At 69.7% G+C, this 15,889-nt stretch carries 12 protein-coding genes and 6 pseudogenes; 5 read left to right on the plus strand and 13 right to left on the minus strand.

What is annotated here, in order from left to right; genetic code table 11:
• From UG55_RS05085 to UG55_RS05115, 10 genes and pseudogenes are all read right to left on the minus strand, one after another.
• On the minus strand, positions 1–347 hold a 347-nt coding region (locus UG55_RS05085), incomplete at its 3' end, for a thiamine pyrophosphate-binding protein (protein ID WP_255360428.1).
• 124 nt (positions 348–471) lie between these two features.
• A complete protein-coding gene (locus UG55_RS05090; RefSeq protein WP_066063591.1) occupies positions 472–1,398 on the minus strand; it encodes an SDR family NAD(P)-dependent oxidoreductase in 927 nt (308 codons plus the stop codon).
• 40 nt (positions 1,399–1,438) lie between these two features.
• A pseudogene (locus tag UG55_RS32615) lies at positions 1,439–1,680 on the minus strand (monooxygenase); the annotation flags it as partial.
• 1 nt (position 1,681) lies between these two features.
• Positions 1,682–3,216: pseudogene (locus UG55_RS05095) on the minus strand (flavin-containing monooxygenase); the annotation flags it as partial.
• Positions 3,217–3,422: 206 nt separating this feature from the next.
• Positions 3,423–3,889 (minus strand): SRPBCC family protein (locus UG55_RS32620; protein ID WP_396230808.1); only part of this gene is annotated, 467 nt, incomplete at its 5' end.
• Position 3,890: 1 nt separating this feature from the next.
• Positions 3,891–4,799 (minus strand): annotated as a pseudogene (locus UG55_RS05100) (aromatic ring-hydroxylating dioxygenase subunit alpha); the annotation flags it as partial.
• 85 nt (positions 4,800–4,884) lie between these two features.
• The gene (locus UG55_RS05105; RefSeq protein WP_066063596.1) at positions 4,885–5,736 is read right to left on the minus strand and encodes an SDR family NAD(P)-dependent oxidoreductase; all 852 of its coding nucleotides are present in this window, start codon (positions 5,734–5,736) and stop codon (positions 4,885–4,887) included.
• A 7-nt stretch (positions 5,737–5,743) separates the two neighbouring features.
• Positions 5,744–7,112 (minus strand): SMP-30/gluconolactonase/LRE family protein (locus UG55_RS05110; protein ID WP_242423765.1); only part of this gene is annotated, 1,369 nt, incomplete at its 5' end.
• Between the two features lies 1 nt (position 7,113).
• A pseudogene (locus UG55_RS32625) lies at positions 7,114–7,345 on the minus strand (gluconolaconase); the annotation flags it as partial.
• 49 nt (positions 7,346–7,394) lie between these two features.
• Positions 7,395–8,684: a cytochrome P450 gene (locus UG55_RS05115; protein WP_066064116.1), complete on the minus strand. Its 1,290-nt coding sequence runs from the start codon at positions 8,682–8,684 to the stop codon at positions 7,395–7,397.
• A gap of 530 nt (positions 8,685–9,214) precedes the next feature.
• Between UG55_RS05115 and UG55_RS05120 the strand changes: the two genes are divergently transcribed.
• From UG55_RS05120 to UG55_RS32635, 5 genes and pseudogenes are all read left to right on the plus strand, one after another.
• A complete protein-coding gene (locus tag UG55_RS05120) occupies positions 9,215–9,802 on the plus strand; it encodes a TetR/AcrR family transcriptional regulator (RefSeq protein ID WP_066063599.1) in 588 nt (195 codons plus the stop codon).
• A 109-nt stretch (positions 9,803–9,911) separates the two neighbouring features.
• A complete protein-coding gene (locus UG55_RS05125) occupies positions 9,912–11,129 on the plus strand; it encodes an acyl-CoA dehydrogenase family protein (RefSeq protein WP_066063602.1) in 1,218 nt (405 codons plus the stop codon).
• A gap of 51 nt (positions 11,130–11,180) precedes the next feature.
• Positions 11,181–12,394 (plus strand): annotated as a pseudogene (locus UG55_RS05130) (acyl-CoA dehydrogenase family protein); the annotation flags it as partial.
• Positions 12,395–12,443: 49 nt separating this feature from the next.
• On the plus strand, positions 12,444–13,193 hold a 750-nt coding region (locus UG55_RS32630), incomplete at its 3' end, for an amidohydrolase family protein (protein WP_242423766.1).
• A 1-nt stretch (position 13,194) separates the two neighbouring features.
• Positions 13,195–13,628: pseudogene (locus UG55_RS32635) on the plus strand (amidohydrolase family protein); the annotation flags it as partial.
• 62 nt (positions 13,629–13,690) lie between these two features.
• Here UG55_RS32635 and UG55_RS05140 read toward each other — a convergent pair.
• The 3 genes from UG55_RS05140 to UG55_RS05150 form a co-directional block, all read right to left on the minus strand.
• Positions 13,691–14,230, minus strand: a complete 540-nt coding sequence (locus tag UG55_RS05140) for a nuclear transport factor 2 family protein (RefSeq protein ID WP_066063606.1) — start codon at positions 14,228–14,230, stop codon at positions 13,691–13,693.
• Between the two features lie 50 nt (positions 14,231–14,280).
• Complete coding sequence (locus tag UG55_RS05145) at positions 14,281–14,838, minus strand: nuclear transport factor 2 family protein (RefSeq protein ID WP_066063608.1); 558 nt, start codon at positions 14,836–14,838, stop codon at positions 14,281–14,283.
• Positions 14,839–15,027: 189 nt separating this feature from the next.
• Positions 15,028–15,888 (minus strand): SDR family NAD(P)-dependent oxidoreductase, encoded by an 861-nt coding sequence (locus UG55_RS05150; protein WP_066063610.1) that lies wholly within the window; start codon positions 15,886–15,888, stop codon positions 15,028–15,030.
• Position 15,889 lies beyond the last annotated feature (1 nt).

Below are 15,889 nucleotides of genomic sequence, written 5' to 3' on the forward strand. Positions count from 1 at the left end.
AACTGGATGCGGCCGCGGCGCACCCGCTGCTCGGTGATCCGGGCCCGCTGCCCACCCAGGAAGATCACCGGCGAGTTCTCGACCTTCGCGCACATCATCGCGCCGGCCAGGTTCGCGACACCGGGGCCGAGGGTGCCGATACACACCGCCGCCTTCCCCGTCATCCGGGAGACCGCCTCCGCCATGAACCCGGCGGACTCCTCGTGATGCGGCGCGACCACGTTCCAGCCGCGCTCCTCCGCCAGATGGAACATGTGCACGAAGTTCGGGTCGGGAATACCGAAGATGGTGTCGATGCCCTCGGCCTCGAAAAGCTGAAGAATACGCTCGTAGACTTTCACACCCATGGTAGTCAGGGGGCCGGTTCAACCGTTGTGACCCGGGCTCCCCATCCCCCTTTCGGTCCGCNCGGGCGGTTCACCCGCAGCTGGGTCGGAGATGGTCTGTGTGGTGCGGTGCGGTGCCGAGGTGTCAGACGGTGCCCTCGGCCGAGCCCGTGGCCATCGCGAAACTGCGCACGATGTGGTCGACGTGGGCCGACGGGACGACCGGGAGGATCCACGGGTCGCTGGTGTCGCGGATCTCGTCGATCCGCTCGGCGACCTGGTCGATCGTCCAGGACGGCTGGTAGATCCCCGGCGATTCGCCGATGAAGGCTCGCGCCACCCGGCCGGCGATCGCGACCAGCAGCTCGCCGGAGATCGAGCAGGACTCGTGCGCCAGCCAGCCCACGACCGGGGCGGCGAGCTCGGGCCCCATCGGCGGGTAGGCCGAGGTGTCGATTCCCTCGGCCATCCGCGTCAGCGCGCCGGGAACGATGGCGTTGCAGGTCACACCGTGTTCCGCGCCTTCGAGCGCGACCACGTTCGACAGGCCGATGATGCCTGCCTTGGCGGTCCCGTAGTTGGCGACGGCCTTGTTCCCGTAGAGCCCGCCGATGGAGGACGTCAGGACGACCCGCCCGTAACCCGCCGCCTGCATCAACGGGAACGCCGCGCGGACCACGTGGAAGGCACCGCGCAGGTGGACGTCGAGCACGGCGTCGAAGTCCTCGTAGGTCATCTCGGCCAGCGGCGCGTACCGCACCGTCCCGGCGTTGTGGATCAGAATGTCGATCCGGCCGTAGTGGTCGAGCGCCGACTGGATGATCGCCTGCCCGCCTTCGGGGGTGGCGACGGAATCCAGCGAGGCGACGGCTTCGCCGCCCGCGGCGATGATCTCCTTGACGACCTCCTCCGCCGGCCCGGCGTCCACGCCGTCGCCGCGCATGCTGCCGCCCGGGTCGTTGACGACGACCTTGGCGCCCCTGGCGCCGAGCAGCAGCGCGTAGGACCGCCCCAGCCCCCGGCCGGCGCCGGTGATCACGGCGACCCGGCCGTCGAACCGCAGTTCCGACATCAGTGTTCCTCCTTGGCACGCGTCACGGGTGGGGCCGCCTTCACTTGCCCAGGACGAGACCTTCGAGCTCACCTGAGTCGCGCCAGGCCTGGAACAGGTCCTCGAGCACGTAGAAACCGGGCCAGTAGGGGTCACCGAGATGCGAGCGGCGCTTCTTCTCACCCTCGCTGTTGTAGTAGCCGGGGGTGCATTCCCGCTCGAAGTTGCTGTTGTCGATCGCCGACTCGCGAATCGTCGTGCACCAGGCGTCAACAGCCTCGGGAGTGGGCTCGACGGTGCTGGNGCCGCGGGCGAGCGTCTCCTTGATGACATAGGAGATGTGATCCGCCTGCTGCTCGAACATCGAGGTCGTGCTGGCCGTGACACCGCCCTGGATGAACCCGGTGAAGAACTGGTTCGGGAATCCGTGGGTCATGATGCCGTGCTGCGTGCGGTAGCCGTCGCTCCAGTGGTCGTAGAGCGAGCGGCCGTCGCGGCCGGCGAACGGGAGAATGCCGAGCCGACGGTCGAGGTCCGTGGTGATCTCGAAGCCGCTGGCGAAGACGATGCAGTCGACCTCGTACTCGACGCCGTCGGCGACGAAGCCCTTCTCGGTGATCCGCTCGACACCCTGCGTCTTCGAAACATCGATGAGGGTGACGTTCGGCCGGTTGAAGGTCGGCAGGTACTGGTCGTTGAAGCACGGCCGCTTGCACAGGAACCGGTAGTACGGCTTGAGGATCTCCGCCGTCGCGGAATCGGTGACGATGGCGTCGACCCGGTCGCGCAGTCGCTGCATCACCTGGTAGTCGACGATCTCGCGAAGCTCCATGAACTTCGCCGGATCAGCCAGGGCCGCCCAGCCGTCGGTGGCGTCGAGGTGCGCCTGCAGGTTGCGGCTGATCTCCGTCCAGCCGTCGCAGACCAGGTCCGGCTGGCCGGGTCCGAAGGCCTCGAACGCCGCGGTGTGGAAGTTGCGCTGGCGCTCGCGCTGCCAGCCCGGCTGCAGCGTCTTCACCCACTCCGGGTCGGTCGGCACGTCACCGCGCTCGTCGATGGACGACGGCGTGCGCTGCAGCACGTAGAGGTGCTCGGCCGTCTGCGCGATGTGCGGGATGACCTGCACACCGCTGGCCCCGGTGCCGATCACCGCGACCTTCTTGCCCGCCAGCTTGTCCAGCCCGCCGCTCGCGTTGCCGCCCGTGTACTCGTAGTCCCAGCGCGCGGTGTGGATGGTGTGGCCGGTGTAGTCCTGCAGACCGGGGATTCCCGGCAGCTTCGGACGGTTGAACGGCCCCTGGCACATGACCACGAAACGCGCCCGGATCTCGTCGTTCCGGTTCGTGCCGATGCGCCAGCGCTGGATCGAGGGGTCCCACTCCTGCGAGCGGACCAGGGTGTGGAAGATCGCGTTGTCGTAGAGCCCGAAGTGCTTGCCGATGCGCTGGCAGTGCTCGTAGACCTCGTCACCGAAGGCGTACTTCCGCTTCGGTATGTAGCCGACCTCCTCCAGCAACGGCAGATAGCAGTAGCTGTCCGAGTCGACCTGGATGCCCGGGTAGCGGTTCCAGTACCAGGCGCCGCCGAAGTCACCGCCGTGCTCGATGATCCGCACGTCATCGATGCCGGCCTGCTTGATCCGGGCCGCGGTGATGAGGCCGGCGAAACCGCCGCCGAGCACGATGACCTCGACGTCCTCGACGATCGGGAGCCTGGGCACGACCGGCATGTACGGGTCGGCCGCGTGGAACTCCTCCAGGTCGCCCTCGGCCACCAGGTACTGCTTCTGACCGTCGACCCGCAGTCGCTTGTCCCGCTCATACAGGTACTTGGCGCGTANGGCGTCGTGGTCGATCTCGGGTGTCTGCGTCGGCGCGCAGTTCTGCATGGTGTTCCTCGGTTCGTGATATCGCGAATGCTCCTGTCACGCGGGCAGGAGTGCGGAGTCTGCGGGAGGGGCCACCGGAGCCAGGGCCACCGGAGCCAGGGCCACCGGAGCCAGGGCCACCGGAATCAGGGCGACGGGGTCAGCGCGGCGCGGGGATTCAGGCAAGCGGGCGCGGCTCACCGGTTCCCATGTAGCGGGCCAGGTTGTGATGCAGGTTGACCACCGTGCGCTCGCGGTACGGGTTCGGCTTCGGCCCGGTGAAACCGAGCGTCTTCATGCCCTTCTGGATGGCGGCCATGTTGGAGAAGTCCTGCGGCAGGACGGTGCGCCAGCCCGGGTCGTCCGGCGGGGTGAACTCCCACTCCGTCTCCGGCTCCTCACCCTCGGGGAAGAGCTCGTAGACGGCCGCCTCGAAGATGCACTTGTCCGGGTCGTAGCCGTAGGGCCGGGCGCTGTAGCAGAGCATGTTGTTGAGCGCGTGGCCGATCTGGAAGTTCGGGAAGATCTGCCAGGCCGTCCCGCTCTTGCCCACCAGCACCGGGTCGACGGTCGGCCAGATCACGCCGCGCTCCGCGTCCGCCCGCCGGGCGGAGGCGAGCCAGTGCTGGAGCACCTCGCCGGACGNGGTCCCCTCGGGAAGCTCCTCGGCCAGCCGGTTCGCGGCGTCGACCAGGGTACGGGTGGTGTTGGTGTTGGCGTTCTCCCAGGTGAAGTTCTGCAGTTCGGCCGTGGAAAGCCGGGCGTCGGCGCCGCTTCCCACCCGCAGCTTCGCCTGGTTCTCGTCCATGCCCTTCGGCGCGTCATAGCCGATGTTGCTGTGCAGGCCCTGAGCCCTCGACCAGCCGAGGAAGGCACCGAAGCTCATGAACTCCGGGTGCGTGTACGGCACGTGGTAGGTCTCCATGAAAGCCTCAAGGGCGACCTTCCAGTTGCAGTCGAAGACGAGCCAGCGGCGCCACCGGAAGCGCATGTTCTGCAGCTGGAACGGGTCGAGCAGGCTGGCCGCCGGCTCCAGGTACTCCCGCAGCGGGCCGCTGTCCGGGTCCAGGTTGATCCACAGCCAGCCACCCCAGGTGTCGACCTTCACCGCGGGCAGCCGGGTGTTCTCCGGGGTCAGGCTGCACTTCCAGTCTTCCTTCTCGGCGACGAACGTGTTCTCGCCTTCGAGGTCGTACCGCCACCCGTGGAACCCGCAGACCCACTGCCGCTTCTGGCCGCGGGCGTCGTGCTTGCCCGGCGGGACGTCCACCAGCGGCCGGCCCCGGTGCGAGCAGACGTTGTGGTAGGCGCGGATCCGGTCCGGGGCCGTGCGCACGATGATGATCGAGTCGTCGAGGATCTCGTAGGTGATGAAGTCCCCGACCCTGGGGATCTCCTCGACCCGGCCGGCCTGCTGCCACACCTTGCGCCACAGCTTGTCGCGCTCCGCCCGGGCGTACTCGGGCGACAGGTACGCCTCGAGGCCGATCGTGAGCGGCTCGGACAGCGGCTCCGGCTCCACCGCGGCCCCGATGTTCTCGACGGTTTCCGTCATGACGTTTCTCCGTCCCGCTTGAGGAGATAGTCGGTCATTGTCTGGCGCAGCTTCGCCCAGTTCTCCGGTGAAACCGCGGGGGGTTCTAGGGGCGCGTGATGGCGGCGCGGAAGTTCTCGTCCTTGAGGAACAGGGACGTGTTGTCGGCACCCAGGTGGGTCCATTTGAGATTGAGACCGCCGTCCACCAGGATCGTCTGCCCGGTGATGTAGCTCGACATCTCGGAAAGCAGGAAGAGGATCGCCGAGGCCTGTTCCTCCGGCCGGCCGCGCCGACCCATGGCGATGGCCCGCAGGTCACGTTCGGGATCGTCGTCGACGTAGGTGAGCGAGGCCGGGGTGGCGGTGACCCCCGGCGCGATCGCGTTCACCCGGATGTTCTCGGCTGCGAGCTCCACCGCCAGGGTGCGGGTCGCCGCCACCAGCGCGGCCTTGGCCGTGCCGTAGGCGATGTGCAGCGGCGCGGTGTTCATGCCGCTGATCGACGAGAGCGAGACGATCGAGCCGGGACGCCCCGCCGAGCGCAGCCGCGCGGCGACCGCCTGGCTCATGAAGAACATCGTCTCCAGGTTCCAGGCGAACAGCTCACGCCAGTCCGACCGGCTCACGCGGGTCGCGGGCATCCAGGTACCGGGCCCGGCGCCGCCGGCGATGTTGACCAGCCCGTACAGGTCCCCGTGCGCGTTCTCGGCCGCCGCCAGCGCGGTGGCGATGCCCTCGTCGGTCGCGGCGTCGGCGGCCACGGGGATGACCGGGAGGCCCTCCTCCGCGAGCGGCGCCACGTGGGTGTCGAGGTTCTCCTGCGAGCGGCTGACCGCGATCACGGTCGCACCGGCGGTGGCGATCGTGCGGGCCACGGTGGTGCCGATGCCACCGCCGCCCGCCCCGGAGACGATGACGACGCGGCCGTCCAGGCCGAAGAAGTCCTTGTCGGTCATGGCCCGCTCAGCCAGCCTGGGTGAAGGCCAGCACGCTGCCCTCGGCGTCGGCGGAGACGTACAGCGTGCCGTCGGGCCCGGCGGCGATGCCCGCGAACGGCCCCTGCGGGCCGGAGAACGGCTGCATGCCGCGCAGCGGCTTGGGGATGACGCCGGCGGGGGCGCCGAGCGGCAGGTGCCGGGCGAGGGTCTGCCGGTCGTTGCCCTGCAGGTCGGTGCTGACGAGCTCCTTGCTCCCGGAGTCGACGATGTAGAGCCGGCCGCCGTGCACGAGGATGCCCTGCGGGTCGGAGAGGTTGTCCACCACCGTGTCGACCTTCGAACCGGTCACGGCGACGACCCGGCCGGCGCCGGACTCGGAGATCAGCAGCGTCCCGTCGGGCGTGAAAGCGACGCCGAGCGGCTTCGACAGGTCGGAGGCGGCCACCTCGGTCTGGCCGCCGGAACGGATGAGCAGCACGCGGCCGGCGCCGAAGTCGGCGGTGGCCACCACCCCGGTCGCGGCGACCGCGACGCCGTAGACCTGGTCGAGTCCTTCGGCCAGGACCTCGGACTCCTGGCTCAGCGGCCGGTAGCGCACCACGGTGCCGCTCGCCGTGCCGACGATGAACTCGCCGGCGCCGACGGCCTGGACGCTGCGGACGAAGCCCGGGTAGTTGGGGCTGAACAGCATCCCGAGCGTCTGCAGGGTCCCGCCGCGGGGAAGCAGGTAGAAGTAGGTGCCGTCGGCGACGTAGAGGTTGCCCTCGGCGTCGACGGTCAGGTCCAGCGGCCAGTTCAGGCCGCCGGCCAGCGTGGTGCGGGTCTCGCCGGTGCCGAGGATCTCGGTGATCTCGCCGGTGAAGTTCGAGACGAACAGCCGGTCACCGACGAAGGTGCAGTTGTCCAGGCCCGGGTTCAGCTTCGCCAGCACGGTGCGGTCGCCGTTGCGCGGGTTGATCCGCAGCACCTCGCCACTGTGCACCTGGGTGGAGACGATGAAGCCCTCGGAGTCGAACTTGACCGAGTCGGGGACGCCCAGGTCGCCGGCGACCCGCTCGGGCTCGCCGCCGTCGGGGTGGATCCGCCAGATGTCGTTGGTGCCCATCACCGGGTAGTAGAGGAGGCCGTCCGGGCCGACCTCCATCGCGTTCGGCATCGCGACGTCCTCGGCCAGGATCCGGGGCGCGCCGCCGGCCAGGTCGAGCTCCATCAGCCGCCCGCCGATGCGGCACTCGCCGATGAACAGGCGGCCCTGGTGGACGGTGATGCCGTTCGCGCTGGGTACGTCGTCCCGCAGCACCCGGGTGGAACCGTCGGTGCCGCGGACGCTGACCCGGCCTTCCATGACCTCGGTGGCATACAGGTTGCCGGCCGGGTCGAAGGCCACATCGTCCNGGGAGATGATGTCCCCGCCCTTGGCGCTGATGGTCTCCAGCGCCCCGGTCGTGACGTCGAGGGCGCTGATCTGGCTACCGGTCACCTGCGCGATGTAGACGCGGCCGTCCGGGCCGGTGCGCAGGCCGTTGGCGCCGAAGAGACGACTGGGCGGGGTGAGCCGCTCCACGTTCCAGCCCTCGGCGGGAGCGATGGAGGTGGGACTGGTGTAACGCGCGCCTTGTAAGGACATTATCGACGAACTCCCCAGAAACCTCGTTGTCAGGGTGTAGAAACCGGCGTCAGCTGCCGCTTGCCGCCGGGGTGAACTCCAGGTTCAGGTGGGTCAGGCCGCGGAGGATGAAGGTCGGGAGGTAGGTGTAGCGGCGGGCGTCGGCCGGGCCGTGCACCCGCTCGGAGACCCTGATCTCACTGGTGCGGTCGAGCAGCCGCTCGAGACCGGCCCTCGCCTCCGCCCGGGCCAGCGGCGCGCCGGGGCAGGAGTGGATCCCGCGGCCGAAGGCGATGTGCTGGCGGGCGTTGGGCCGGGCGACGTCGAAGGTGTCGGGGTCGGCGAACCGGCCCGGGTCGCGGTTCGCGGCACCGTTGACGACCATCACGGTGGTACCCGCCGGGATCTCGACACCGCCGACGGTGACCGGGACCTTGGCGAGCCGGAAGTCGCCCTTGACCGGGCTCTCCAGCCGCAGGGTCTCCTCGATGAAGTTCGGGATGCGCTCGCGCTCGCGGCGCAGCAGCGCCTGCAGCTCGGGCCGCTCGGCCAGGATCTTCATCGCGGTGCTGACCAGGCGGACGGTGGTCTCCTGGCCGGCGGAGAACAGGTTCGCCGCCACCCGCACGACGTCGATGACCTCGGGGATCGAGCCGTCCGGGAAGGTCGCCGTCGCCAGGCCGGTCAGGACGTCGTCGCGCGGTTCGCGCCGGCGGTCCTCGATGTAGGTGCTGAACCTGTCGTAGAGGAACTGCAGCGGCGAGTGCGCCATGTGGTCGTCGCCGATGCTTCCCACGCCGCCTTCGGCGGAGGGCCGGCGCTGCAGCCGGTCGGCGAACTCGTCCTGGTCCTCCTCGGGGACACCGAGCAGGTCGGCGATGACCAGCAGCGCGAACGGGCCGGCGAAGCCGCTGATGAACTCGCCCTCGCCCTTGGCGAGAAAGGTGTCCAGCAGGCGGTCCGCGAGCCGCCAGATGAACTCCTCGTTCTCCTTCAGCCGCTTCGGGGTGATCAGCCGCATCAACAGGGCGCGGTGGTCGGTGTGCACGGGCGGGTCGAACGTCGGCAGCTGGTCGCTCATCGGCAGGTCGTTCCGGTGCCGTTCGATCAGCTCGGAGATGTCGTCGCCCTCAAGCGGGACCGGGAACCCGGGGAACGGCCCCGTCACCGAGATGCACGACGAGAAGTGGTCGGAGTCGTGGAAGACCGAGACCGCCTCGTCGTACCCGGTCACCATCACCACTCCGTGGTGCGGCTCCGGCTGTACCGGGCATTTGGAGCGCAGCGCGTGGAAGTACGGGTACGGGTCCTCGACAAGCTCGTCGCCCCGGAAGAAGTCAACTGCCTCGAAGTCTGTCACAGTCTGCACCGCGTCCCTTCAACACCGTCCGGCGGTGTTTCCTGCTGGTCGTGTAACGGGTGACCGTAGCTGTCGAACCCGCGAGGCCCGCACCAGGCCAGGGCGGAACCGCGGGGAGCCGGGTCGCCGAAACGCATGGAAGACGCCCGACTCATGGCAAGATGGTCCGTGAGGCGCGAGCGCCGGACCGCCAGGTTCCCGAGCCGTGCCGAGCTCAGTGGCGCCGAGCTCAGTGGCGGTGGCGGGACCACGGCTCGATCCCGCGGGGCCCAGGCGCTGGTATCGCCGAGGACCTCCTGGTCAGCGCCCAACTCACACAGCACGATGGTCACCTCGCGTCACACGGCTCCCTTGCCCGACGCCCATGCCAGCCAGCTCTCCCGCCGCCTTCCCACCCCGGTTCGCCCGCCGGCTCATGGGATGTCGCACCGCGGTCGGCCTGGCCGTACGAACTAGGGCGTCACGATACGGACCGCCGGTCCACATCGGCAAGAGGATCGTCCTCATGAACTGCAGAAGGGGGTACAGCGGTGACCGGAACGGAGCGCGCCGACGCCGCCCGCAACCGCGCCGCGATCCTCGCGGCCGCGGCGGAGCTGTTCGACCGCGACGGGGTCGAACAGGTGTCCATGAACGACATCGCCCGCGCCGCCGGGGTCGGCAAGGGCACGATCTTCCGCCGTTTCGGCGACCGCACGGCGCTGATCGAGGCGGTGCTGCTCCCCCGCGCGGCCTCGATGCGAAGACTCGTGGACAACGGGCCGCCGCCGCTGGGCCCCGGCGGCGAGCCGGACGACGCGCTGCACGCCTATCTCGATGCCCTGCTCGACTTCGTCTGGGCCAACCGGACGCTCATCCGAGCCCTGGAACACCGGGTGCCGCACTCCTACTACGCCCACTCCTCCAGCCAGTACTGGCTGCACGAGCTCACGCGGCGGCTCGCCGTCACGCACCCACACGACGACACCGACTACCTGACCTACATGCTGTCGACGGCGCTGCGCGCCGACGTCATCGACTACCTGGTGTCGGAACGCCAGATGGACCTGGACAACGTCCGCGCCGGACTGCACCGCCTCGCGACGGCCCACGACACCGCCCGCGACACCGTCGGCTGACCGGAGCACGTGGGCCGCGGGCCGCTGGTCCGGCATCCCTTGCCGATGTGGACCGCCGGTCCGTATTGTGCGGGCTGACCGGTCGTCCGGTGACGTAAGGGGACGCATCGTGCTGTTCGAGTTGAGTCCTGACCAGGAGGTCCTACGGGAGGCGACAGCCCGCTTCCTCGCGGACCGCGTCCCGGCGGAGACCGTCCGGAGCCTGCGGAGCAGTGCCTCGGGCTTCGAGCCCGACTACTGGCAGGCCGGCGCCGAGCTGGGGTGGACCTCGCTGCTCGTCAGCGAGGAGCAGGGCGGCGGCTCGATCAGCGGATCCGGGCTCGTCGACCTCACCCTCGTCGCGCACGAGTTCGGGCTGCGCGCCGCTCCCGGGCCGCTCACCTCGACAAACGTCGTGGCAGCGGCGCTCGCTTCGAGCGGCGGGGCGCACACGGCGGCGCTGGCGGACATCCTGTCGGGGGCGGCGGTCGCTTCGTGGTGTCTGGGCGGCCCACCGCCGCTCGACCAGCTGGGCAGCACCGGGGTCTCGTACCGGCTCGACGCTGGCAGCCGTGACGCCGGCAGCCGTGACGGTGGCGGTGGTGACGGTGGCGGAAGCGGTGGCGGCGCCGGTCACGAGGGGGCCGGCGACCTCGTGCTCAGTGGCGTGGCGCGCCCGGTGGAGGCGGCGGCCCAGGCCGGCCACCTGCTGGTCACCGCGCGGGGCGAGCAGGGGCTGACCCAGCTGCTGGTGCCGGCCGGAACCGCCGGGGTGAGCATCGAACCGCTGCGCACCGTCGAGCTCAGCCGGCGCTTCTTCGCCGTCCGCTTCGACGAGGTGCGCCTCCCGGCCAGCGCCGTGGTCGGCGCGGTGGGCGAGGCGGCCGAGCTCGTCGAGCGCCAGCTCCAGCTCGCGATCGTCATCCACAACGCCGAGGCCGTCGGCGCCATGCAGGCCGCGTTCGACATGACCGTCCAGTGGGCCTTCGAGCGCTACTCGTTCGGCCGGCCGTTGGCCTCCTACCAGGCGCTGAAGCACCGCTTCGCGGACATGAAGACCTGGCTGGAGGCCTCGCACGGGATCAACGACGCGGCCGCGGCCGCCGTCGACGCCGGATCGCCCGAGGCCGCCGAGCTGGTGAGCGCGGCGAAGTCGTACATCGGCGACTACGGCACCGAGCTGTTGCAGGAATGCGTCCAGCTGCACGGCGGCATCGGCGTCACCTATGAGCACGACCTGCATCTGTACCTGCGCCGCGTCACCGTGAACCGGGCTCTCTACGGAACCCCGGCCGAACACCGCCTGCGCGTCGCCGGCGTCGTCGAGCAGCTCAAGGAGCGGGCATGACCACCGACCCGACGGAAGGCGTCGAGGAGTTCCGCGCGCGGGCCCGGGCCNGGATCCGGGCCAACCTGCGCCCGATCGTCGGGCACGAGAAGACCGGGGTGATGCGGGCGCGCCTGACCGACGCGGAGGAACTCGCCGAGGTCGCCCGCGAGCGCGAGATCCAGCGGATGCTGTTCGACGCCGGCCTGGCCGGCATCTGCTTCCCGCGCGAGTACGGCGGGCTGGGCCTGAGCCCGGCGCACCAGCGCGCGTTCAACGAGGAGATCACCGGCCACGAGTATCCGGCGCGGCTGCAGGCGCCGACGTTCTCGCCGTGCGCGGCCGTGCTGTTGGAGTTCGGTACGGAGGAGCAGAAGCGCCGGCACATCCCCGCCATTCTTTCCGGCGAGGAGATCTGGATGCAGTTCCTCTCCGAGCCGAGCAGCGGCTCGGATGTCGCCTCCGTCCTGACCAGCGCGGTGCGCGACGGCGACGACTGGATCCTGAACGGCTCGAAGATCTGGACGACCGGGGCCTGGTGGTCCGACTGGGCGCTGTGCCTGGCCCGTACCAACTGGGACGTGTCGAAGCACCGTGGTCTGACTGTCTTCATCCTGCCCATCCGCCAGAGCGGGGTCGACGTCCAGCGCATCGAGATGCTGAACGGGAACAAGGAGTTCTGCCAGGAGTTCCTCACCGACGTCCGGGTGCCGGACAGCGACCGGGTCGGCGCCGTCGACGACGGCTGGACGGTCGGCACCCGCTGGATGTTCCACGAGCGGATGCTGCACAACTCACCGCTGGTGACCATGCCCGCGGGCTGGACCTACGGCGGGGTCGACGCGACCTTCCTGGTGGATGTCGCCCGCGACGCCGGCCGCCTCGACGACCCGCGGACCCGCGACCTCATCGGCGAGGGCCGGGTGCTCGACCTCGTCCGGGAGGCCCTGCAGGTCCGGCTGCGCACCGGGATGATCAGCAGGCGGATGCCCGACCAGTCGGCGGCCATCGGCCGGCTGTTCGGCGGGCTCTCCTCGACCCGGGTCACCTCCATGGCGTTCGACATCGCCGGGTCGGCGGCGGCGGCCTGGGCGCCCGGCGACGGCGCCGTCGCCGAATGCGGAACCGACTTCCTGCTGCGCCAGACCACCTGCATCGGCGGTGGGACCACCGAGATCGCCCGCAACGTCATCAGCGAACGCGTCCTCGGCATGCCGCGGGAGGCCGCCCTGGACCGCGACCGGGCCTTCCGTGACGTCCCGCGCGGCGGGACCGGCCGCTCCTAGGCCCGACGCCCCACGCCGCCCAGCCCAGCCAGCTTCACCAGGAGGTGCGATGCCCACTCACAACGTTCCGGTCTTTGACGCGGACAACCACTTATACGAGACCAAGGACGCGTTCACCAAGTTCCTGCCCGACCGGTACAAGGGCGCTATCGACTACGTCGACGTCCACGGCCGGACGAAGATCGTCGTTCGCGGCCAGATCAGCGACTACATCCCGAACCCGACCTTCGAGGTCGTGGCGCGGCCGGGCGCGCAGGAGGAGTACTACCGGCACGGGAACCCCGAGGGGAAGTCCGCCCGGGAGATCTTCGGCAAGCCGGTGCGCTCGATCGACGCCTGGCGGGAGCCGGCGTCCCGCCTCAGGCTGATGGACGAGCAGGGCCTCGACCGCACCCTGATGTTCCCGACGCTGGCCAGCCTCATCGAGGAGCGGATGCGCGACGACGTGGACCTCGTCCACGCGGTGGTGCACTCACTGAACGAATGGCTGTACGAGACCTGGCAGTTCAACTACGCCGACCGGATCTTCACCACGCCGGTCATCACGCTGCCCATCGTCGAGCGGGCTATCGAGGAACTCGAGTGGGTCCTCGAACGCGGCGCCAAGGTCGTCCTCATCCGGCCGGCGCCGGTGCCGGGCCTGCGCGGGCCGCGCTCGTTCGGCCTGCCGGAGTTCGACCCGTTCTGGGAGCGGGTGCAGGAGGCCGACATCCTCGTCGCCCTGCACTCCTCCGACAGCGGCTACGCCCGCTACAGCAGTGACTGGATGGGCCGCAACCGCGAGATGCTGCCGTTCCAGNCGAACACGTTCCAGATGCTGCAGGCCTGGCGCCCGGTGGAGGACGCCGTCTCGGCGCTGGTGTGTCACGGCGCCCTCTCCCGGTTCCCGCGGCTGAAGGTGGCCATCGTCGAGAACGGGATGAGCTGGGTCGCCCCGCTGCTGACGGCCATGAAGAACCTCTACAAGAAGATGCCGCAGGACTTCCTCGAGAACCCGGTCGACGTGGTCCGGCGGAACATCTACATCAGCCCGTTCTGGGAGGAGGACCTCGGCGCGCTCGCCGAGCTCCTCGGCGAGGACCACGTGCTCTTCGGCTCCGACTATCCGCACCCGGAGGGCCTGGCCAGCCCGCTGAGCTATCTCGAGGAGCTCGCCCACCTGCCGGAACCGACCGTCCGCAAGATGATGGGCGGCAACCTCGCCCGGCTGATGAACGTCCCCGCGGCGGTCTGACGCGCACGGGCAGGGCCCGCACCGGGATCCCGGTGCGGGCCCTGCGTGCCTTTCCCGACCGGTCAGCCGACGTCCGGCCGGAAGACGCTCACGCTGTGGTCGCCGTTCGCCCGGCCGACATAGTGATCGCCGAGGAACGGCATGCCGAGCACTCCCTGCGACCAGTCGACCGACTGGCCGAAGTCGCGCAGCCAGTCGTACAGCATCGTCCGGTGCGCGATGCGCCATTCGCGGCCGCGTTCCTCCAGCCTGTCCAGATAGCGACCGCCGATCACGATGTCGTGTTCTTCGTCGCCCAGGTCGATCCGGTGGTAGGCGGTGACATGCGTTTCGGCGGTGGCCCGGTCACCCTGTACCTCGATCAGGCTCTGCCCCAGCGTGTGTAAGGTGACCGAAATCGCCGCCGCGCCCGGCACCACCCAGTCGAGGTATTCCTTGAGGTCGCCGACGAAAATACCGTGGTCGTCGGTGGCCTCCGGCCAGTAGGCGCCGCTGATCAGCTCCGCGTCCCGGCGGTCCTCGCCGCGGGCGAGCCGGACGACACAGTCACGGATCCGCGCCCGGTCGACAACGTACTTCAGGTCCTCGGCCTCGGTACTCATACGACTCCCGTCCTCCTGTCTGGTTCTCCGTCAGTTCTGGACCGGTGCCCTCAGGGAATCTGCCGATCCCGCAGATTCGTCAGCGGCCGGCGGTACGACGGGTCGCCCTGCCCACGGCCCGGCGTTCCGTTCAGGAAGATGTCCGGGATGTCGGTGAACGGGATGTCCAGGGTGGGTACCAGACCGGACCACTCCACCGCGTTCGTCCGCAGCGAGATCCGCCAGGCGCCGTCCCGCTTTTCCAACCGGTCGATGTAACGGCCACCGGCGATCCAGTTGGTCTCGTCCCGGTTACGGCCGACAAACAGGTAGTACGTCTCCGTGTGCGCCGTGTCGCCGGCTATGTCGTAGGTGACGTTCAGCAGGTTGTGGTGGGTCGCCGACTGGCCCTGGTCGTGCAGGGCCGAGGCCCAGTCATACAGCTCCACGGGCCCGCCGACGAAGGGCCCGGCGGCGATGACCGCGTCCGCGTGGAACGCCGAGAGAAAGAGTTCCCGGTCGAACCTGTCCATCCCGCGGCTGAACCGGGTCAGGCAGTCGAGGATATCCTGCCGGTCCAACACCCCGGCGAGCCGGGAAAGGGTCTCGGCATCGAACTTGCTGTCCATTCTCTCCTCCAGTCGGAAGATGCTTTCGGTCATGGTCCGCGGCGCGGGGCCGGACCCCCTGCCGGTCGCGCTGTGACGACGTCGGCGACCGGGCCGGCGACCGGGCCGAGGGCGACTCACGGCCGGCCCGGTGACACCGGCGAGGTCACGGTCCGGCGCCGTCACCGGCGCCGCTACCTGCACCGACGGTCAGACGGGCGACCAGATGGGTGCGCCCCGCTGCGCGCGCATCGACGGGATCGACCTGCCGTCGACATCGGTGACGCCGTATTCGTCCGCAAGCTCGGCGGTGATGAAGGTGCCGCCGGAACGCGCCATGATCCGCGGGTCCGCGGAAAGGGCGGCGATGACCCGCCCGGGGAACTCCGGCGAGCAGCCGATCGCCGGATTGGTGACCGTCTGCGCCTTCATGGCGGGATCCCTGGCCAGATTCCGCTGCGCGCGTTCGGTGAAGGTGAGGCCCTGCCACAGGGAAACCGAGGCGACGTTGTGCGGCTTGAGTTCGACCGCCATGTCCCGCGACATCCGGTCAACCGCGGACTTGCAGGTGCCGAACACCACGCCATAGGTGTAGGTCACCCCCACGAACCCCGAGATCGCCACGATGAGCCCCTGCCGCTGCGGGACCATCAGGCGGGCGGCGTGCCAGGCGGCGACAAAGTTCGACCTGACCCCGACGTCGACCATCTCCCAGTTCGACAGCGGCTTCTCCCAGAAGGGGTTGGGCTCGGTCAGGTCCTCGGGCAGCGAGAAGGCGTTGTTGACCAGGATGTCCAGCCGCCCCTGCTCGCGCCGCACCTGTTCGAACAACGCCGCGACCTGATCGTCGTCACCGTGATCAACCTGTACCGCGATTCCCCGCCCGCCACGGCGGTCCACTTCCGCCGCGGTCTCCCCCACCGTGCCGGGAAGCGGATGCGACCCGGGTTCCACCGTGCGCCCCGTGACGTATACCGTCGTGCCCTCGTCCGCCAGCGCCAGCGCGATCCCCCGGCCGATTCCGCGGCTGGCGCCGGTGACGACGGCGACCTTCTCCGTGAGGGAGCCCATA

This window comes from Frankia sp. EI5c (assembly GCF_001636565.1).
Lineage (GTDB): Bacteria > Actinomycetota > Actinomycetes > Frankiales > Frankiaceae > Parafrankia.